This window comes from Mycoplana sp. BE70 (assembly GCF_031455855.1).
Classification (GTDB): Bacteria; Pseudomonadota; Alphaproteobacteria; order Rhizobiales; family Rhizobiaceae; genus Mycoplana.
In genome coordinates, this window is sequence record NZ_JAVDTM010000001.1 from 75,549 (window position 1) to 94,756 (window position 19,208).

Consider the following 19,208-nt stretch of genomic DNA (forward strand, 5'->3'; position numbering starts at 1 on the left):
GGTCAGCTCACTTTCACGCCGGGGCCGATGACAAGCTTCTTGCCCGACTCAAGCGTCGCAACGATGCCGTCGGTATACAACGTCACTTCCTTGACGACACCAGAAATCTGGCCGTCGTCGCTGGTCACGGTCCGTCCGATCACAGAATTGGCCTCCTGGAGAGCCGTGCGCTGCAGCATACTCTCGAGGTTCTTGTTCGTCTTGATCGTCTGCTCGACCTGCGAGAAGGTCGCGAGCTGCGCCATCTGCTGGGTCGGATCCATCGGCTCCGTCGGATCCTGGTTCTTCAGCTGGGCGACAAGCAGCTTCAGAAAGCTCTCGTAGTTGAGCGTGGCCTTGTTGGAGTCCGACCCGGACTCCATGCCCGATACGGTCGGCGTGTAACCGGTTCCTGCGGCTCCGACCGGCGTCACCATATGGCGATCTCCTTGCGGATATGCTCGATCGTCGCCGGCGTCATTTCCTGGTTGTTAAGGATGCGATCCTCGATCGGATAGAGAGCGCGGATGGCCTTCAGCGCTTCAAAGGCGCGCCCCTGCGTGACCAGACCGTCGATTCGCTTCAGCTCCGCCAGCACTTCCTCGTTCTTGAAGCAGTTGAGGAGCATGATCACCGACTTGCGGAAGATCGTCGTCGACTGCTCGGCGCCTTCCGGATTGATCAGGATCATCTGCGCAATGAAATAGAGCTGGCGCAGCGGCGTCGTCGCCTGCTCGGGCTGGAGGACGTGGTTTTCCAACAGGAAGGTGACATCGTTCAGGAACTCAAGCGCAACCTTGCGGTCAACCCGCAGGACCGCCCCGTTCACGAAGATACGCTCGCCCGACTTCAGTGAGATCCGCAATGTGCTTTTCATTTAATGCCATCCCTGATGATGGTTGTTATGTCGATGATCCCCTGGAAATTGGCCGACTCGCGCTTACGGATGCGTTCGACCTCCCCCAAGATCCAGAGGGCTATTGAAATTAGATTGGCACGCAGCTCCTGGTCGAGCTGGTTCTCCGGGTCCCCGAGATCCTCCACGAAGCGGATCCAGACGCGGCGCGTATAGTAGACCGCCTCAATGGCATCCCTGCCGTAGCTTTCGCTTTGCTGCGCCCGCCGCAGGAGATCGATCGAGCGATCGAGAACCTGCCGCTCCCGGCTTCTGGAGGTTTCAACGCCATCCTCCATGATCTCAACGTATGAGAACTGGTACATTCAGACACCCTTCATGTTTGTCGTCGCACCTCTGATCATCAGAGGTAGTTCACCAGGCTCATGTTCTGCAATCGGCCCGTCAGCGTGTAGGCCAGCGACAGCTGGTTTTCGAGAGTCGTGATGCGGGTTGCGGTCTCGTTGGTATCGACCTTTTCGAGATTGTTGATGCTCGTCGTCATGATCTTGGTTTGCGCCTCGAGCGAGATGTTCGCTTGCTTGACGCGTGCCTCCGATACACCGAGCGTGGTGCGCTCGCCGTCGATGCCCGTGATAGCGGAGCCGATGAACTCCAGCGACTTGTCGCTGACTGTCTTGCGGACCGCCGTGCTGATATTCAGGTTCAAGAGCTCGTAGCCGATCACCGCACCGAGCGCGAACTTGCGCATGCCGTCGGTATTGGCATTGGTCGAACTCTGGATGACCTCGGAGCTGCTGATCCGGCTTGTCATGTTCTGACTGGACGCATTCGACCAGTCGGTTGCCCAGGTTCCCGCAGGCGAAGTGTCCATGAACCTGGTCTCGAGGTCGTCGATGAACGCCGACATCTGCAGATCGGTGATGTTTGCCGTTTGCGGATCCGATGGCGGAAAGCTGAAGAAAGCGGAGAAAGCACTGTCGAAGGCTGTTTTCGCCGTAGAACCGGCGGCGAGGTAGTTGTTCACCGGCATGACATCGGTATTGATGCCGGCAAAAAGATACTCACCGCTGAAGGATGTGTTGGCGGCATTGGTGAAGAGCGTCAGCGCACCGGCGAAGCTCTCCTTGGTCTGATTGAGCTGGGTCTGCGTTTCCGTGCCGGCAAACGTGATCAGCGTTTCCTGCACCTGCTTTGCCGCTTCGGAGATGTTTCCGAGCGCCAGCTGCGAAGCGCTGAGGCGCTGCTTTGTCAGCGAGTTCGTGCTCAGCAGCGACTCAAGGCGCTGCAGGTCACGGTGCAGATTGAGCGTGCGGGCGGTCTTGGCGCCCAGAACGGCGCCGACGTCGGCATGCCGGCCGGTGACCGTCTCCTTCTGCTTCTGCATGAGCTCCGTCTGCGCCTCGGCGATGGTCCGAAGCAGAGTGCTCTGCATGGTCATGTTGGATACGAACGACGTCTTCATGTGCTTAGCCTGCTGCCTGGAGGAGCGCGGTCATCATCTCGTCGACTGCCGCGACCAGTTTCGCCGAAGCCTTGTAGGACTGTTCGAGATCGAGCAGCAGCGCCAGTTCCTCGTCGAGGCTGACGGCCGTCACACTCTTCAGTGCATCCTGTGTCCGCGACAGAAGTGCGGTCTTGTCGTCGTTGGCCGTTACCGCCGCACTGCGCAACTGCTCTACCCAGCCGATCGAAGCGGTCGAGAAGTTCAGAATGTTCGCTGTCGGATTGATACCGGTCGAGACGTCAAACGTCATGTCCGTCTCGAAGGCAGCAGCGTAGCCTTCCAGCAATGTCGAGAAGCTCGCATCGTTGGCGGTGTTCTGGCTCACGTTCACGCCGTCGCGAAGCGCCAGCGGGTTGCCACCCTTCGCCGTAATCACCAAAGGGTTGACGATGATCGAAGCTGCCAATCCATCCTGCAGCGCACCCGGAACGACAGTTGACTGCGTGGTCCCGTTCATCCAGGCGAAGAGGCCGGGCTGGCCAGCGTCCTGGAACATCGAGATGAGCCCACGCGCGAGCTCGTCGAGCTGCGTCTGGAACGTGGGGGTGATGTCGTCACGCAGTTGCAGCAGTGCCGCCAGCGTCCCCTGGGCGCTGGTGTTGCCACCTTGGCCCGCCGGCACTGCGACGCCCTCGATGTAGACCTTGTTGCCCACCAATCCAGCCGTGAACGTCGCGGTTGGGACGAACGTGACCGAGCGCGGATACGTCTCGAACAGGACCGTTCCGTCGCTGGTATAGAGGGCCATGTCGTTGTTGGTACGGACCAGCGTGCTGACCCCGACGATCTCGGAGATCTGAGTCAGAAGCCTGTCGCGCTGATCAAGCGCGTCGTTCACGTCGGTACCGGCGGCCGTGCCAGCCTTGACCTGATCGTTATAGGTCTTGAACTCGGCAAGCAGGCGGTTCAGTTCGTTGACGGCAGTCCCGATGTCCGCATCCGCCTCCGCGCGCATCTTCTGGATGGCCTGGCTGGTCGAATTCAGCGAATTTGCGACGTCGGTCGCGTTCGCGACGACCGTCTCCGCCAGGGACCGCTCGCTTGGCTTGTCCGCGAACGCCTGAAGGTTGTTGCGCAGGACCGACATCAGATTGGCGGCCGACAGCTCGTAGTCGCCGCCGAGCATCATCTTCATGCGCTCGAGACCGGCCAGCGTCGTGTCCTGCGCGGCGGACTTAGAGATGCTCAGCAGATTTTGCTTCTGGAGTGCTTCGTTCTGCGCGCGGAAGGTCTGGACGACCGTCGAGCCGTTGGCCGACGAGGCGAGAATTGCGGCACGTCGGCTGTATGCGGGGTTGCTTGCGTTCGCAACGTTTTTCGATGCCACGGCGGTTTGGATCGCGGTATTCGAAAAGCTGGACTGGGCAATCTTGATTGCCGTTGAAAGCGACATCGTATCAACCTAACGTTCTATTGCAGCACCCGTTCTCGTCAACGCTTGAGGTTGACGAGGACGTCCATCAGTTCGGAACCGGTCTGGAAGACCTTCGAGTTGGCAGTGTAGTTGCGCTGCGCCTCGATCATGCTGGTCAGTTCCTCGGCAATGTCGACGTTGGAGTCTTCGAGCGCGCCGGAGAGGATCGAGCCGTAGCTGCTGTTGCCGGCATAACCCATGACGATGACGCCGGAATCGTTGCTCTGCGAGTAGACGTTGCCGGGCAGCGGCTTCAGGTTGTCCGGGCTCTGCACGTTCGCCATGGCAATGCGGTACTTCGGCTCCAGTTCGCCATTGTTGTACTTCAGCGAGACGACGCCGTCGGCGCTGATCTCGTAGCCGATCACCTTGCTGGCCGAGTTGCCGTTGATCTTGCCATTGGAGACGTTGAAGTCGGAGGCGAGCTGCGTCGTGCCGCCGATGCTGATGTCGAGCGGCGCAAGCGTTGCGCCGTTGATCGTCAGCCCCTGCGTCCGCAGCGACGAAGGATTGAGCAACTTGCCTGCCGCGTCGAAGGTCAGGGTGACAGGACCGCTGGCATTCGCGGCGTTGCCGTTGACGATGGCGGATGCCGACGAGGCACCGGTCTGCTGCGTGAGGGAGCTGAAATCGATGCTGAGCGCGCCGAGCGGGGGCGCTGCCGTCGTCACCATGGGGCCGCCGGACGTCAGTTTTCCGGCCGCATCGAACGTCAGGTTGACGGGAGCGCCGAGGGAGGTCGCTCCGTCGAAGACTTCCACGTCCCAGGTTCCTGGTCCGGTATTGGTGTAGTTGTACGTCAGCGTACGGGCGGCGCCGGTGCTGTCGTAGGCGGTCGCGGTATGCGTGAAGCTCGCGCTGGCTGGGTCCAGGTTCCCGAGCGCGCTCGATCTTGTCGAAGCCTGCATTGGCTGGTTCATCACGGAGACGCCATTGTACTTGACGTCCACCGTCCAGGTGTTGTCGGCCGCCTTGGTGTAGACATAGTCGAGCAGACGGGTGTTGCCCTGGCTGTCATAGGCGACAAGCGAAGTGGTCTTAGAGTAGCCAACTGGCGCGTTCGAGGGCAGGTTGGCGTCAAGAGCTCCTGCGGTGGATCCCGTTGCGGTCAACGATCCCGAAGCGAGATTGATCTCCTTCAATCCATCGAAACCGTTGACGACGATCGTCGGATCGTCGGTGGAGGAATACTCATAGCCCATCAGCTTGAAGCCGGCCGAATTGACCATCGAGCCGTCGTCCATGACGGTGAAGGCGCCGGCGCGGGTCAGGTATTCGACGCCGTCGGCACCGGTCACGATGAAGAACCCCTGGCCGTTAATGGCAAGGTCAGTGGCCGACGTCGTGTAGGTGAAGGTCCCCTGCTGCGAGATCGAGTAGCGCACGTCCGTGGTGACGCCGCCCGAATTGTAGGCGCCGCCGGTGGTAGGCAGGATCAGCGAGGAAAACTGCGTCGAAGCCTTCTTGTAGCCCGTGGTATTGGCGTTGGCGATGTTGTCAGCAACCGTGCTCAGGCGATTTGCCTGGGCATTCATGCCGGATACGCCGGTTCTCATGGTTCCGTAGAGGCTCATACTGATTCCTCGCTATTCGAATTGTCGCTGAAAGTATTGTGCGGGCCTTGCGTGAGGCTGTCTGTGGCTTGTGATGAAAATCACAATGCGGGCCGGAAACCGGCCCGCCCAAAATCAGTTCCAGTCGATGCAGTAACCGAGGAAGCGCTTCGAATCGATCGGATCGAAGCCGAGCTTTTTGCGCAGCTTCTTGCGCAGCTTGCTGATGTGGCTTTCCACGACGTTTTCTTCGACGTCCTCGTCGAAGATGCCGTAGATTGCGTTGAAGATCTGCGTCTTGGACAGGCGTCGGCCACGGTTTGCGACCAGGTATTCGAGGATGCGACGCTCGCGGCGCGGCAGGGGGAAAACGGCGCCGTTGATCTCCGGATCGCGACCATCCGAAAAGACACGGATCGGGCCGATGTCGGTGAAGTTCGCGATCGCCTTCAGGCGCCGCCGGATTGCCGCGGCACGCGCCAGGATTTCACGGGGATGGACCGGCTTGCGCACGACATCGTCCACACCGCAGTCGAAGAAGGCCAACGTGGTCTCCAGCGAAGGACTGTCGCTGACCGCGATCACCGGCGCCTGGGAACGGTCACGGATCGCCCGCGGCAGATCCAGCATTTGCTGTCCCTGCCCAATCAGAAAGGCTTCCACCGCATCAAGATCGGTATCCGCCGCCGAGATGACCCATTCGCCGAATTCCTTCGGGTCAAATCCGGTCGAGGGCACGCCCTCGCGCCCAAATAGAGAAGTATAGCCGTCCTTAACGAGCTCGCGCTCATCAACCACTACGATCATTCGTCCGCCTCCGAATCAGTGTGGTGCTTCGTTGGAAGAGTGGTACGAATCGAGCGAATCAGCGGCAATTAGATAAAATCATCTGAATTTTTTAATAATTGATTAACCACTCCGTAGTGATTTGATCTACATCTAGTGGGTAGTAGTGCGATTGCGACTATTTTGCAGTGGAAAAGGTTAACGCAATATCAGCAATCGCTTGCGGACCACAAAGAGCACGCATTAACGCCACAATTCACGCTCGCAGCGTTATTCAATCTTAAATTGCATTATTTGCAGAAGGTGCGGGCGTTGTCCGTCCAACTGCCGTAACCGGTCGCCACCAGGTTGGCGATCACGCGGCAGACATATCGCTTCTGGGCCGGATCGTTGTTGGGGCCGGCATGGTAGCGCGCAACAGCCATCGTCCAGGTCTCGTGCCGCGCGTGCAGTTCTGCCAGGAACCGCGCGGCATACTCGACATTGCGACGCGGATTGAGCATTTCCGCCGGAGAGGAGAACGCCGAACCATGGAAATGGTGATTGATCTGCATGCAGCCCAGATCGATCAGCTTGGCACCACTCGCCCGCGCCTGCTGGAAGCGCATGAGCGCCTCACGCTGGTCGGCGGCAAAATAGGCCTTCCCTTCGATGTTCAATGCATAGGGCTGCAGCGATCCTTTGCGGCCGGTCTCCGTCAGGCCAACGGAATAGAGGATGCCGGCCGGGACGCGGTATTTCGAGGCCGCGGCCAGGATCTCACGCTCACAACTCCCCGCGGAGGCATTGGCGTTACAGATAGACGCCGCCAACGCCGCGACGCTGATCAGCGGCAGAAATGTCCGTTTGCCCGTAATCATGTGTCGATCCCTCGTTTGGATCCATGGAGGCCGCAAAACGCGTCTCCCCGCCGCTCTGGCGACCGCCGCCTTCGCGCGCCTGCTGCTGCTGGCCGGAAAATTGAGCCTGCGTGTCTCCCTGCCCTGCCCCGCCGCTGCGATCGGACGATGACGTTAGCTGCACGCTAATCTGGTCGACGCTGAAGCCGTGTCCGCGCAAGGCCTTCACGATCGCATCCTGATCCTCGCTGAGATTCCGGTAGGCCTTACCGGTCTCGACCTTCAGGTCGACCACAAGAGCATCGCCTTGCAGGCGAAGCGTTGCGGTGACGGTGCCAAGATCGATCGGATGCAACTGGATCTTGAGTGTGTTGACGACCTTGCCGGTCAGATCGGGTGCTTTGTCGGCTGTCTCCAGGGCGGCAGCCCAGGAGGGATCCTGCGCGATCGCCGCTGTCACCGCCGCTGAATTGCCGGCCTGCGCCAGTCCGATGTATCGACGCGAATCAAGGATGGTGACGGCCTCGACCTTGGCGCCGGCCTGGTCCTTGACGGACGAAGCCTCGCCATTGCCGGAAATCGCAATTTCAACCGCCTTGCCCCTGCCATCGGCACGGACCAGCCGGAAGACCTGATCCGGATCGGAGTTTGCGTCGGAGACATCCATGTCGCCCAGACCTTCTGCAGCCGGCGTCGCAGCCGCACCGTCAGCGCCCACACCCGAAATCCGCCTAGCGGTATCGTCCGATCGGCCCTTCCCGCCTTGACCAACCTGTACCAGGGCGGCAACGGCGGCACCGAGCGACGCGGTGGACACCGCACCATTCGACGGATCGGTCTCGGAAGCGGTTGTGCTGGTCAGCATCGACAGCAGATTGCCAAGTCCATCGGTGCCGGTGGTTTCGTTCAATTCGCCGGCTTCCGCACCTTCGGCATCGCCCGCGCCCGATGCAGATTGCCGCCCAGCCCGACCCGTTCCGATGCCATCGCCCTTCATGGAGTTTCCGGGCCCGTCGGCTCTGCCTGCCTCGGCCGCGTCGAGCGACCTTGCGGCATCGGCCAAAACGGGAAATCCACCGGAGCGATATGACGCTGCCGGTCTATGCCCGATCGACTTGGTCGAACGCCCACCCTCGGAGGCGGACGCCTCGACGTCCAAAGCCCTGTTTGCGATCGGCTGTTGGTCCGCCGCACCGGAGCCTGCACCCCCGGTCGCAACGTTTGCATATGCATCTGCAAACTTGCCGTGGCCCTTGCTGTCGCCATCGGTCTGCGCCTTGTCTTTCCCTGCACCCGGCTTGGGGGCGACTTGGTTCAGTGCGCTGGTGTCGATAGTGGTCAACTGCCGTCTCCCTCCAGAAGTTTGTCGATCTCGTTCAATTTCTCACGACCCGTCGCGACGTAGTTATCGAACGCGGGATCGCTTGCCCCTTCCTGTTCGCTGGTCTTTTTCTCCGCCGACTCGATCGCTGCTGCCGGTTCCCCTGCTGCGACGGGAGAGCCTTGCGCCCCGTCCGCTTCCGTCACGACTTTCGGGCTCGTGCCGTCGAGGTCGCTAGCGTCTGCGGTCGGCGTATCGGTCGCGGCCGATGGCATCGCCCCTGGCAAGTCCGGCGATGCGGCCAAGTCCGGCATGTCTGTCATCATCGGCGGGCGCAGCACCTCCTCCGCCAGGACGCGCGCGGCCTCTTTGAGTGCACGATCCTTTGCCGAAAGATCTGAATCGGGAATGGCGATCAGCTTCTCTGCTGCCTGACTGACGTCGGCAGACGAGATCGAGGCAAGTCCGGAGTACAGGTCGGCAAGGGTCTTGGGTACCTGCTCGCCGTCGCCCGACAAGGCCTGCGCCCGGTCCGCGGCCATTGTCGCCAGCCGTTCCTTACCGGAGATCGCAGCGAGACGCGCCATGCGCAGATAGACCTCGCGCTGACGCGGTATATCCATGAAGGACAGAATTTCCTGGATGTTCTCCTCGCCGACGTTCTCGAAATTGTCCGTAGCCAGCTTGACGAAGAGGTCGGCGAACTGGCTGGCGTAGGGCGAATGCAGAAAGCGTCGGGCATAGCGGCTCGAATAGGCAACTCCCCTGTCGACCATGCCGTTCTGTTCGGCGACGTAGATCGACCGCCGCAGCGCCGCCTCCTCCACGATCGTGCCCGGCGCGGTCAACCGCGCCCAATCGAAATAGCCGAGCGCGAGCTTCGGATCCTTGCGCAAAACGGAGTTGGCGGAAACGAGCGCCAGGTACGGCCCGATCTGAAGGCCCTTGTATTCGGGAAATATCTCGGCCAACGTCCTCGTATTGGCGGAGCCGCGACCATCGAGATAGTTGCGCACCGCATCCGTGATGCGCGGATCGAAGTGACCGGCCACGTCCTGCTTGGTCAAAAGCTCGAGCGTCTCCGGGTTACCCCCACTCATGGCATAGATGAGCGCCGCGTCGACATTGCGCGGGTCCCTGAACAGAGAGGGATCGGCCGTGCGCAACCGCTCGTCGATCGTCGACAGCAGGAAGCGTTGCATCTCCATGGCGGAATGATCGCCCAGAACGACCGTGTCCTGCACGTATTGCAGGGAGCGGATCATCTTGTAGGGCGCAAGATTGTCCTGGCCCTGCGCGTGCGCAGAGGCTGCGAGCCCGAGGCCCGCAGCAAGCGCCATTCCCATCGATGCCACCCGCAGCCTTGCCGGCATAGTGCTAGCCCTCGGTCGCCTGGATCAGGATTTCGATGCGGCGATTGACGTCTGCCAGTGGATCTTCGGGCACCTTCGGCCGCCGATCGGCAAAGCCGCTGACCTGGTTGACGCGGTTCTCGTCCAATCCGCCGCGCACCAGCATATAGTAGGCACTTTGCGCGCGCGCCGTCGACAATTGCCAGTTGTCGCCGTTGCCCTTGAAGGGGCGCGCATCGGTGTGGCCACGAATGGTGATCGCTCCCTTCCGTTCGGCGAGGATCTTGCCGATCTTCTCCATGGCAACCACGAGATCCTTCTTCGGAAGAGCCGAACCGACATTGAACATCGCAGAATTCATCTGGTCCGTCAGGCTGACGAGCAGGCCGCCTTCGGCCGGAGTAACGGTCAGGCCGTCCGCGAGCTTACCAAGCGCGCCGATGTTCTCAGCAATCTCCTTCTGCAACTTCTCCGCCTCGCCGGCTGCCTTTTCCGCGGCATCCGCATCGTCCTTCGTCGCTCCGTCTTCGGGCTTTTCGGCGGCGATGTCGGCTTCCTTGTTCGGGCCGGGCCTGGAGACGTTCTCGGTGCCGGCACTGGTGGCCTGGCTGATTTCGACCTGCTGGGTCCAGAAATCGGGATCGAACGGATCGCGATAGGCCTCGCCGCCAGCGGCGCCCGTTGCCGGCCCCGAGTCGGCCGCGCCGCCGTCGCCCTTGGCGCTGACATTGGCCTGCTGGCCGACTTCCTGGGCGATCTCCGACAGCACGGAATAGGGGTTTTCGAAAAAGTCGGCCTGCGAGTACTGGGCTTCATCGCCGGCGGTCGTGCTCTGGTCCTTGCCCTTTTCGGCGCCGTTCGATTGCGACGGCTTATCGCCCTCGCTCCTCGATTTTTCCTGGGTATCCTCGCCCTCGGCCTGCTTTCCGGGCTTCTTCAGCGATTTGTCGGCCGGCTTGTCGTCGGTGAGCTTGATCGGATTGAAGTAGGACGCGACGGAAGCCTTCGTCTCCTCGTTGGCTGCGTTTACCAGCCACATGACGAGGAAGAACGCCATCATCGCCGTCATGAAGTCAGCATAGGCGATCTTCCACGCCGATCCGTGGTGCTCGCCCTCCTGGCCGGATTGACGCTTGATGATGATGACTTCGTTCTTGCCGTGATGATTGTTGTCGCCGTCGCTCATGCCAGCACCTTGCGGACCGTATCAGCCCAGGCCGTCATGCGGGTGACCAGGACCGTTTCCCCAAATTCCACCGCAAGATCGAGATCGTCGGCTTGCTGATGCCGGAACACCGGAATCTCGCCCTCGAAATGCGACTTCAACTGTTCAAACAGATGTGACGATCCCTTGACCGTCACGGTAATTCCCTCGCCGTCGGAAAGGCCGGCCCGGATCATAGAGGCCATGTCGGCGACCGCCTTGCGAGACAATGTTTCATCGAGCACCGGCGCCAGGACATTGGCCGCCTGGTCGGCGACGAGGTCGGCGACAGTTTCGGCCATTTGCGCAAAACGTTCGGCGACCATGGCCGCGGCCTGCTGCTCGTATTTGGCGCGCAACGCCTCAAGTTCTTCCGTATGTGCGCTGCGCAACGCCTCGACTTCGGCTTGGTGGCGGCGTCCAAGTTCAGCTGTCGCCTCGGTACGACCGGCGGAAAACGCCTGGGCGCGCTCTGCCTCGATGTCGACCTGCGGCTCCGGCGCGGGGATCTCGAAGACGACCTGCTCGATCGCGCTGCCTACCTGTTCGGACGCACCGTCACGCGGGAAAGCCGATGGCGATTGCCGCGGCGCGCTGAAATCCTTCAGGTATCTGGCAAGATGCACGCTCATGACGTTGCTCCAGTCGCATGGCCGGCCGCCTGCTCCCAGGCCGCGCAAACGCATCGCGAGTCACCCCGCCGTGGTTCGTGCATCGATACCTTCTTACACTTCGACACTGTTGCCCCGTCTCCTCGGACGTATCGCCTCGCCGGATCTGCCCGGCACGACGCCCAATCTGCTTGACCGCAGCTTGCAAGACTAGAAGTTCAAACTTGTGCGAAGATGAAGGTCTTGGGCCGCGCCAGGGCAAACCGCGCGGCCCAAGCATGCCGGTGTGGCGATGGCCACGACACACCGGTTTTCTTACGCACGCCCCGATCAGCCAAACCGTTCTTCTACAGGGGCGGCGCTCCGGACGGACTACTGCCGGAAGAGCTGCAGGATGTTTTCCGAGTTGGTGTTGGCGATGGACAGCGACTGGATCCCGAGCTGCTGCTGGGTCTGCAGGGCCTTGAGGCGTGTCGACTCCTCGTTCATGTCGGCATCGACGAGACGGCCGACGCCCTTGTCGATCACGTCGACCAGACTAGCGACAAAGCTCTCCTGCATCTGAATGCGGCTCTGGATCGATCCGAGGCCGGAGGCCGCGCTGGTCATGGCAAGCAGTTGCTGGTCGACAAACTGCGTCATGACGTCGAGCACGTCGACTTCCGTATAGCCGCCGCCGGTCATGCCGTTCATCGTGGTGGCGAGGTCGAGCAGCTTGTTGATGTCGAGTGTGGCGACGGAAAGGCCGAGATTGCGGGTGGCCATGTCGCTGGCGCCGGTGAGGACCACGTAATAGTCGTCGGTGCCGTCGTTGTAAGCCGGCGTCGTGGTGTCCGGGGCGGCCGGATCGGCTGTTACGACCTCCACCCAGCTCCCTTCGGCGACCTTCAGATAAAGGGTCGGGCCGGCGCCCACTTCATAGATCCGTGGATCGCTGCTTGCATTGGGGCCGAGCGCAGTCAGTTCGGCGTCGGTGTAGTTTCGGACGGCGTAGTTCGTTGTGATTTTGTCCACCCCATCGTCGACCTCGACGCTGACGGTGGTCTCGTTCTTCTTCAGAAAGTCGACTTCCCGGTCGAGGATGCCGAGCTTGCCGCCGCCCTGGTCGAAGAGCACGGAGGTGGAATCCATCGGGTAGTCCACCGTCGTCACCGCAACCTGGCCGGAGGAGCTGCGGATGAAGGAAGCGACAACCTGCTTGAGGATAGGCTTCTCGACGGCCGGCGTGCCGCCGTCGCTGATGACACCCTGCAGCCAGTTCTCGCCTGAGAAGGAGGCTGATTCGGCAATACTGCGCAGCTGCTCCTGCAACTGGGCGATTTCCTCCTGGATCTTGGCGCGGTCGGTGCCGACGGCATAGGCGGCAACCAGCTTCGCCTTGATCTCCTTGACCACCTCGATGGCGCTTTCCATGGCGGCGTAGGCGGTGTCGACCTTTGCCGCGCCAAGTCCAAGCGCATCCTGCACGGTGGAAAGCGCACGGTTGTCCGAGCGCATGGTGGTTGCAATCGACCAGTATGCCGCGTTGTCCGCAGCGGTCTCGACGCGCATACCGGAGGAAACACGCGCCTGCGTTGTTTCGAGATCCCGATCGATCGAGCGCAGGGTCTGTAGGGCCGCCATGGCGGCGGCGTTGGTCAGGATGCTGGCCATCGTTGTTGCCTTGTCTGAAAAAGCGATGCATGCCGGAGTGAACACCGGTAACGGCGGACCGCGTCATGCGCGCTGTCGCCAACCGTTTGCCCTGGGCGACAGTCCGTCATTCTTAACGAAAAGTTAATGAAAAATAGGTTAACAAATGGTTAACGCCAGCCGGAAGCCGTTAGGAATTATGAAGATTTCGTAAACATTCGACAATCCGGCAAGCCTGACGCAAGCTCTGCAGCGCCGCGCCGGAGGCGCGGTGGTACCGTTCGTAAGGGCCAAACACGCGAAAACCGCGGCTCCTTGCGGAGCCGCGGTTTTTCCTTCAGAGCGGGACGAAGTCGCCCCTAGCCGGGCGCCGCTTACTGACGGAAGAGTTGGAGAATATTCTCCGAACTGGTGTTGGCGATCGACAGCGACTGGATGGCCAGTTGCTGCTGCGTCTGCAGCGCCTTGAGACGCGTCGACTCTTCGTTCATGTCCGCATCAACGAGGCGGCCGATGCCGGAATCGATGGAGTCCGTGAGGCTTGCCACGAAGTTTTCCTGCATCTCGATGCGCATGGCGAGCGAGCCGAGATCGGCGCTGGCGCTGATGACCGCCTCGAGAGCCTTGTCGACGGCGCTGACCATGACGTCGAGTTCATCATTGGTCAGAACGGTGATGTCTACGTCATCAATCGACTTCGGCGCCGGAATGTTGGCGGCGGGGCCATTGGCCGTGTCAACGCCGTAGTAGATCGCCACGCCGTCGTAATGCAGCGCCTCCTGCCCCGTGCCGGTCACGTCGGACGCCAGGGCCCAGGTGTTGGCGCTCACCTGAACAAAGAAGTCGCCGTTCGCGATGACGGTGACCCCGCCCACGATCAGGTCTGCTGTCGCCTCGGCAAGTTGCGTCGTCGTCGTTCCAACCGAGTTGGTAGTGAAGGTTGCTCCCGCTGCGATCAGTTGGTCGATCGTATATGCCGCTACGGTGTGCTCTGCTCCGACACCGCTTGTATTTACGGTTAGCGTGACAGCATTCTGCGAAACATTGAAAACCCTGTCGAGGATGCCGTTTTTATTTCCGGACGTATCGAAAAGAACGGTGTCCCTACCGAGATTATAGTTGATCTTCTTGACCGAAACGCTGCCATCTTCGGCGCGCACGAAAGAACCGACGACGTTTTTCGTCACGACTGTCGCCGGCGTGGTTATGTCAGCCTGAAGCCAATTTTCCCCGGAGAAACTTGCCGCTGAGGCGACCGTCCGCAACTGTTCCTGCAACTGTTCTATTTCTTCCTGGATTTTGGAGCGATCGACGCCTTCTTCCGTCGCGGCAACCAATTTGGCTTTGATTTCCTTGACAACTTCGACAGCTGTTTCCATGGCGGCATAGGCGGTGTCGACCTTGGCGGCGCCCAGCCCGAGAGCGTCCTGAACGGCGGACAAGGCCATGTTGTCAGAGCGCATGGTGGTCGCGATCGACCAGTAGGCAGCGTTGTCGGAGGCGGTGCCGACCCGATGACCGGTGGAGACCCGCGACTGGGTTTCCTCCATTTTCGCGTCGAGGGAGCGGAGGGTCTGTAGTGCAGCCATCGCTGCGACGTTGGTGAGAATGCTGGTCATGATGATTTTGCCCCTGGATTGGCTAGATGAGGGACATCCCGGAAGCGCCGGGAACGATGGTGTGGCCTGATGCCGTTAACCGCTTCTTCGTCTTGGTTAACCCATCGTTACGATGAGCGCAGTTAAGCCGGCCATGGTTAACAAATCTTAAACAGAATTCACGAAGTTCACCCAAGCGAAAAGGCCGCCCCAGGGGACGGCCTTTAAGCTGCTGAAATGTCTCAGGATTAACGGAAGAGCGTCAGAATGCTTTCCGAAGCCGAGTTGGCGATCGACAGCGCCTGGATGCCGAGCTGCTGCTGCGTCTGCAGAGCCTTGAGGCGGGTCGACTCCTCGTTCATGTCGGCGTCGACCAGGCGGCCGATGCCGGAGTCGATGGATTCGCTCAGCTTCTTGACGAACTCTTCCTGCATGTCGATGCGCATGGCAATCGAACCGAGATCGGCGGCAGCACTCGTCATGTCGGTGAGGGCCGCGTCAACGCCGGAGATCAGGGCGTCAAGCTGTGCGTTCGGCATGCCAACGATGTTGATGGTGGCGATCGAGTTCGGAGCGGCAACGTTGGTGGCCGGGCCAGCGCCGGTGTCGACACCGTAGTAGACGCCGCCCTCGTCGTGGACCGCTTCCTGGCCGGTGCCGGTCACGTCCATGGCTTCGACCCAGTTGTTGTCGTCGATCTTGACGTAGAAGGTACCGCCGACGTCAGCGAGCTGGGTCGTCTTGCCCGCGACCGTGTTGGTCGTGAAGGTGGCGTTCTGCGCAATCAGTTCATCCACCGAGTATGCAGCAACGGTGTGCTCGGAGGCGACGCCGTCGGTGTTGACCGATACGGTGACGCTCTTCTGCGACACGTTGTAGGTCTTATCGAGGATGCCCAGGTTATTGCCCGCAGTGTCGAAGAGCACGTTGCCGCCGTTCAGGTTGTAGTCGACCTTCTTGACGGAGACATGGCCCTTGTCGTCGCGAACGAAGGAGGCGACGACGGACTTGGTGACGGAGCCGTTGGCATTTGCCTGCAGCCAGTTCTCTCCGGAGAACGAAGCGGCGGAAGCGATCGAGGTCAGCTGGTCCTTGAGCTGGTCGATTTCTTCCTGGATCTTGGACTTATCGACACCGTCTTCGGTGGCGGCAACGAGCTTGGCCTTGATTTCCTTGACGACTTCGATCGCCGATTCCATACCGGCATAGGCGGTGTCGACCTTGGCGGCGCCGAGGCCGAGGGCGTCCTGCACGGCGGAAAGCGCCATGTTGTCCGAACGCATGGTGGTCGCGATCGACCAGTAGGCGGCGTTGTCCGACGCCTCGCCGACGCGCAGACCGGACGATACGCGAGCCTGGGTCTCTTCCATGCCGGAGGCGATTCCGCGCAGGGTCGAGAGCGCAGCCATGGCTGCGACGTTAGTCAAGATGCTGGTCATATGATGGGTGCCCCTTGAATGGCTGATGTGTGAAGGGACATTCCGGACTACCGGGAGCCGGCGCACAGCGTCATGCTTGCTAACCCGTTAACAATTCAGGTTAACTCGCCGTCTCAATGAGGCTAGCTAACGCTTGTTTGGTTAACGAAGAGCTAAATGAAACAGGTAAAGCGATACAGCCGCAGATTTTATTTTGCAGCCCTGACGTGTGCGCGCGCGTAGCAGTGCATGCTTAAGAAAAGGTTGAAGCCGCACCCGTTTCCAGGTGCGGCCTCTTCGAACTATCGAGTTGTGGACGCGAGATCCGATTAACGGAACAGCGACAGAACGTTCTGCGAGTCGGAGTTGGCGATCGACAGAGCCTGGATGGCCAGCTGCTGCTGCGTCTGCAGAGCCTTCAAGCGGGTCGATTCCTCGTTCATGTCGGCGTCGACCAGGCGGCCGATACCCTTGTCGATCGATTCGCTGAGCTTCTTGACGAACTCTTCCTGCATGTCGATGCGCATGCCGATCGAACCGAGGTCGGCGGCAGCACTCGTCATGTCGGTGAGGGCCGCGTCAACGCCGGAGATCAGGGCGTCGAGGGCAGTGCTCGACATGCCAACGATGTTGATGTTGGCGATCGAGCTCGGAGCGGCAACGGCGGTGGCCGGGCCAGCGCCGGTGTCGACACCGTAGTAGACGCCGCCCTCGTCGTGGACCGCTTCCTGGCCGGTGCCGGTCACGTCCATCGCTTCGACCCAGTTGTTCTCGTCGATCTTGACGTAGAAGGTACCGCCGACGTCAGCGAGTTGGGTCGTCTTGCCTGCGACCGTGTTGGTCGTGAAGGTGGCGTTCTGCGCAATCAGGTCATCGACCGAGTAAGCAGCAACGGTGTGCTCGGAGGCAACGCCGTCGGTGTTGACCGATACGGTGACGCTCTTCTGCGACACGTTGTAGGTCTTGTCGAGGATACCCAGGTTGCCGCCCGACGTGTCGAACAGGACGTTGCCGCCGTTCAGGGCGTAGTCGACCTTCTTGACGGAGACATTGCCCTTGTCATCGCGAACGAAGGAGGCGACGACGGACTTGGTGACAGAACCGTTGGCATTTGCCTGCAGCCAGTTCTCGCCGGAGAACGAAGCGGCGGAAGCGATCGAGGTCAGCTGGTCCTTCAGCTGGTTGATCTCTTCCTGGATCTTACCCTTGTCGACACCGTCTTCGGTGGCGGCGACGAGCTTGGCCTTGATTTCCTTGACGACTTCGATCGCCGATTCCATACCGGCATAGGCGGTGTCGACCTTGGCGGCGCCGAGGCCCAGGGCGTCCTGCACGGCGGAAAGAGCCATGTTGTCCGAACGCATGGTGGTGGCGATCGACCAGTAGGCGGCGTTGTCCGAAGCAGAACCGACGCGCAGACCGGACGAAATCCGGTTCTGGGTGTCTTCCATGTTCGAGGAGATGGAGCGCAGCGTCGAAAGCGCTGCCATGGCGTTGCCATTGGTCAGAATGCTGGTCATAGGAGTTGTCCCTTTTTACTGAATACTACCGATTGGGACATACCGGACTTATGAATTATTACCGGTTACTACAGATAGGCATCATGCCACTTGGTTCACTTACCGTGAAAACCAAACCTGTCGTGTGCGGATGAAACTAGGCGCCGAGTCTTGCCAGGTTCTTAATTGCGGCGGTGGCTTTCGAGCGAAGCAGAGACCGTGGTTAACGAAACCAAACCTGCAACAAATTCCGAAACAGGCAAATTAACCACGGCAGCGAGAAGCGTCCCGGACATGCTCGAGCAGCGCGCCGCCAACTCGATCCGCAGGCGAACAAATCCCGCGAGGGCCGCGGGCGATCGGATAGCCGAAAAATCAGTGGAAGGATCTGACCAGACTGCCGACCAGCAAGTTCCAGCCGTCGATCAGCACGAAGAAGAGGATCTTGAATGGCAACGAGATCGAGGTCGGCGGCAGCATCATCATGCCCATCGCCATGGTGATGGTGGCGACGACCAGGTCGATGACAAGGAAGGGCAGCACGACGAGGAAGCCGATCTCGAAGCCGCGCCGGATTTCCGAGATCATGAAGGCGGGAACGACTGCGCGCAGATCGACCTTGCCGTCCTCGACCACGGTCTGCCCCCGCTCCTCGGCGAGCGAGATGAAAAGATTCATGTCCTTTTCACGGGTATTGGCGGTCATGAACTCGCGGAAGGGCTCGGCGACGCGTTTGGCCGCCTCCGTCTCGTCGATCTGTTTGGCGAGCAGCGGTTCGACGCCGTTCACCCAGGCACGGTCGAAAGTCGGTATCATGACGTAGAAGGTCATGAACAACGCCAGGCTGACCAGGATCATGTTCGACGGCGTCGTCGCAAGCCCCATTCCGGATCGCAGGATCGCGAACGCGATGACGAAGCGCGGAAAGCTCGTCACCATGATCAGGATGCCCGGCGCGACCGAAAGCACGGTCAAAAGGCCGAACGTCCGGATGATCCAGGACGCGACTGATCCGTCGATGGGCGTGTTGAGAATCTGCGCGGGCGTCTGCTGGGCAAACGCCATGGTGGTCATTGCCATCATGGCAATAAAGGTCGTCGTGAAAAATCGAATCATTCGATCACAAAGGTCCGGAACATGATGTTCGTTACGCGCCCTTCGGAGCGCAGGTCAACCCGCTCCTTCAGGTCGTCCCGCAGATATTGAAACCCGCGCGGCCCCTGGATCTGCTGCAGTGACACCGTGCGCATATAGGCCATGATGTCCTGGTGAATGGCCTCGGCGAGCACCGGGTCGGGCGTGTCCTTGAAAGCGAGCGCCACTTCCATCCGCACGAGATTGTCGGCAGGATAGGCCAGATTGCTGGTGAATGCCTCCAAGGCAACGATGCCGTTGGCTTCTGTTGCAAGACGCGCAAGTTCGCCGTCCTTGTCTTTCTTCGCGCCCTGTTCGCCGGCCGCCTCCGCCGCAACGGGCTCGGCAGGCGCCGCCGGCGCCAGAAGATTCCCGACGAGCCAGCCGCCGCCACCGGCGAGGACGCTGAGGCCCGCGATGATCGCGATTGTCACGACAGGCGAAGGCTTCTTCTTGCCTTCGCCGCCCTGGTCTTCGTCCGACATGTCCATTTTCATCAGCTGCT

18 protein-coding genes are annotated in these 19,208 nt (G+C 60.7%); all 18 read right to left on the reverse strand.

The genetic code is table 11. The annotated features are described in order from the left end of the window. Positions 1-2: 2 nt before the first annotated feature. The 18 genes from flgD to J2Y48_RS00460 all read right to left on the reverse strand — a co-directional run bounded on the left by flgD (position 3) and on the right by J2Y48_RS00460 (position 19,200). Positions 3-416, reverse strand: a complete 414-nt coding sequence (gene flgD / locus J2Y48_RS00375; RefSeq protein ID WP_405030137.1) for a flagellar hook assembly protein FlgD — start codon at positions 414-416, stop codon at positions 3-5. Beyond that, positions 410-856 (reverse strand): flagellar biosynthesis repressor FlbT, encoded by a 447-nt coding sequence (gene flbT / locus J2Y48_RS00380; protein WP_310411017.1) that lies wholly within the window; start codon positions 854-856, stop codon positions 410-412. Before flbT ends, flgD begins: the two co-directional genes overlap by 7 nt. Further along, the gene (flaF, locus tag J2Y48_RS00385; RefSeq protein WP_310411020.1) at positions 853-1,200 is read right to left on the reverse strand and encodes a flagellar biosynthesis regulator FlaF; all 348 of its coding nucleotides are present in this window, start codon (positions 1,198-1,200) and stop codon (positions 853-855) included. The genes flbT and flaF overlap by 4 nt, the downstream gene beginning before the upstream one ends. Positions 1,201-1,238: 38 nt before the next feature. Next, complete coding sequence (locus tag J2Y48_RS00390; RefSeq protein ID WP_310411023.1) at positions 1,239-2,300, reverse strand: flagellar hook-associated family protein; 1,062 nt, start codon at positions 2,298-2,300, stop codon at positions 1,239-1,241. Between the two features lie 4 nt (positions 2,301-2,304). After that, the gene (gene flgK / locus J2Y48_RS00395) at positions 2,305-3,735 is read right to left on the reverse strand and encodes a flagellar hook-associated protein FlgK (protein WP_310411025.1); all 1,431 of its coding nucleotides are present in this window, start codon (positions 3,733-3,735) and stop codon (positions 2,305-2,307) included. A 38-nt stretch (positions 3,736-3,773) separates the two neighbouring features. Further along, positions 3,774-5,330 (reverse strand): flagellar hook protein FlgE, encoded by a 1,557-nt coding sequence (locus J2Y48_RS00400; RefSeq protein ID WP_310411028.1) that lies wholly within the window; start codon positions 5,328-5,330, stop codon positions 3,774-3,776. Between the two features lie 114 nt (positions 5,331-5,444). Then, entirely contained in the window at positions 5,445-6,116 is a 672-nt protein-coding gene (gene rem, locus J2Y48_RS00405; protein WP_310411031.1) for a transcriptional activator Rem, read from the reverse strand. Positions 6,117-6,385: 269 nt separating this feature from the next. Continuing rightward, positions 6,386-6,955 (reverse strand): lytic transglycosylase domain-containing protein, encoded by a 570-nt coding sequence (locus J2Y48_RS00410; protein WP_310411034.1) that lies wholly within the window; start codon positions 6,953-6,955, stop codon positions 6,386-6,388. Next, positions 6,888-8,276 carry a flagellar hook-length control protein FliK gene (locus tag J2Y48_RS00415; protein WP_310411037.1) on the reverse strand — a complete coding sequence of 463 codons (1,389 nt, stop codon included), beginning with the start codon at positions 8,274-8,276 and terminating at the stop codon, positions 6,888-6,890. The genes J2Y48_RS00410 and J2Y48_RS00415 overlap by 68 nt, the downstream gene beginning before the upstream one ends. Beyond that, positions 8,273-9,628 carry a chemotaxis protein MotC gene (motC, locus tag J2Y48_RS00420; RefSeq protein ID WP_310411041.1) on the reverse strand — a complete coding sequence of 452 codons (1,356 nt, stop codon included), beginning with the start codon at positions 9,626-9,628 and terminating at the stop codon, positions 8,273-8,275. The genes J2Y48_RS00415 and motC overlap by 4 nt, the downstream gene beginning before the upstream one ends. Before the next feature lie 4 nt (positions 9,629-9,632). Then, a complete protein-coding gene (locus tag J2Y48_RS00425; protein WP_310411044.1) occupies positions 9,633-10,793 on the reverse strand; it encodes a flagellar motor protein MotB in 1,161 nt (386 codons plus the stop codon). Further along, on the reverse strand, positions 10,790-11,443 hold the full coding sequence (locus tag J2Y48_RS00430; RefSeq protein ID WP_310411047.1) for a hypothetical protein: 654 nt from the start codon (positions 11,441-11,443) through the stop codon (positions 10,790-10,792). The genes J2Y48_RS00425 and J2Y48_RS00430 overlap by 4 nt, the downstream gene beginning before the upstream one ends. A 351-nt stretch (positions 11,444-11,794) precedes the next feature. Next, the gene (locus J2Y48_RS00435; RefSeq protein WP_310411050.1) at positions 11,795-13,075 is read right to left on the reverse strand and encodes a flagellin; all 1,281 of its coding nucleotides are present in this window, start codon (positions 13,073-13,075) and stop codon (positions 11,795-11,797) included. A gap of 353 nt (positions 13,076-13,428) precedes the next feature. Continuing rightward, positions 13,429-14,673, reverse strand: a complete 1,245-nt coding sequence (locus J2Y48_RS00440) for a flagellin (protein WP_310411053.1) — start codon at positions 14,671-14,673, stop codon at positions 13,429-13,431. 227 nt (positions 14,674-14,900) lie between these two features. Further along, on the reverse strand, positions 14,901-16,091 hold the full coding sequence (locus J2Y48_RS00445) for a flagellin (protein ID WP_310411056.1): 1,191 nt from the start codon (positions 16,089-16,091) through the stop codon (positions 14,901-14,903). Between the two features lie 308 nt (positions 16,092-16,399). Continuing rightward, the gene (locus J2Y48_RS00450) at positions 16,400-17,590 is read right to left on the reverse strand and encodes a flagellin (RefSeq protein ID WP_310411059.1); all 1,191 of its coding nucleotides are present in this window, start codon (positions 17,588-17,590) and stop codon (positions 16,400-16,402) included. A 354-nt stretch (positions 17,591-17,944) separates the two neighbouring features. Continuing rightward, positions 17,945-18,685, reverse strand: a complete 741-nt coding sequence (fliP, locus tag J2Y48_RS00455) for a flagellar type III secretion system pore protein FliP (protein WP_310411062.1) — start codon at positions 18,683-18,685, stop codon at positions 17,945-17,947. After that, on the reverse strand, positions 18,682-19,200 hold the full coding sequence (locus J2Y48_RS00460) for a flagellar basal body-associated FliL family protein (RefSeq protein WP_405030138.1): 519 nt from the start codon (positions 19,198-19,200) through the stop codon (positions 18,682-18,684). Before J2Y48_RS00460 ends, fliP begins: the two co-directional genes overlap by 4 nt. Positions 19,201-19,208 lie beyond the last annotated feature (8 nt).

Coding starts and splice junctions, on each gene's coding strand:
- motC (WP_310411041.1), bottom strand. CDS start 9,628: ATGCCGGCAAGGCTGCGGGTGGCATCGATGGGAATGGCGCTTGCTGCG.
- J2Y48_RS00440 (WP_310411053.1), bottom strand. CDS start 14,673: ATGACCAGCATTCTCACCAACGTCGCAGCGATGGCTGCACTACAGACC.
- J2Y48_RS00445 (WP_310411056.1), bottom strand. CDS start 16,091: ATGACCAGCATCTTGACTAACGTCGCAGCCATGGCTGCGCTCTCGACC.
- rem (WP_310411031.1), bottom strand. CDS start 6,116: ATGATCGTAGTGGTTGATGAGCGCGAGCTCGTTAAGGACGGCTATACT.
- J2Y48_RS00450 (WP_310411059.1), bottom strand. CDS start 17,590: ATGACCAGCATTCTGACCAATGGCAACGCCATGGCAGCGCTTTCGACG.
- J2Y48_RS00410 (WP_310411034.1), bottom strand. CDS start 6,955: ATGATTACGGGCAAACGGACATTTCTGCCGCTGATCAGCGTCGCGGCG.
- fliP (WP_310411062.1), bottom strand. CDS start 18,685: ATGATTCGATTTTTCACGACGACCTTTATTGCCATGATGGCAATGACC.
- J2Y48_RS00460 (WP_405030138.1), bottom strand. CDS start 19,200: ATGAAAATGGACATGTCGGACGAAGACCAGGGCGGCGAAGGCAAGAAG.
- J2Y48_RS00435 (WP_310411050.1), bottom strand. CDS start 13,075: ATGGCCAGCATCCTGACCAACGCCGCCGCCATGGCGGCCCTACAGACC.
- J2Y48_RS00425 (WP_310411044.1), bottom strand. CDS start 10,793: ATGAGCGACGGCGACAACAATCATCACGGCAAGAACGAAGTCATCATC.
- J2Y48_RS00400 (WP_310411028.1), bottom strand. CDS start 5,330: ATGAGCCTCTACGGAACCATGAGAACCGGCGTATCCGGCATGAATGCC.
- J2Y48_RS00390 (WP_310411023.1), bottom strand. CDS start 2,300: ATGAAGACGTCGTTCGTATCCAACATGACCATGCAGAGCACTCTGCTT.
- flaF (WP_310411020.1), bottom strand. CDS start 1,200: ATGTACCAGTTCTCATACGTTGAGATCATGGAGGATGGCGTTGAAACC.
- J2Y48_RS00430 (WP_310411047.1), bottom strand. CDS start 11,443: ATGAGCGTGCATCTTGCCAGATACCTGAAGGATTTCAGCGCGCCGCGG.
- flgK (WP_310411025.1), bottom strand. CDS start 3,735: ATGTCGCTTTCAACGGCAATCAAGATTGCCCAGTCCAGCTTTTCGAAT.
- flbT (WP_310411017.1), bottom strand. CDS start 856: ATGAAAAGCACATTGCGGATCTCACTGAAGTCGGGCGAGCGTATCTTC.
- flgD (WP_405030137.1), bottom strand. CDS start 416: ATGGTGACGCCGGTCGGAGCCGCAGGAACCGGTTACACGCCGACCGTA.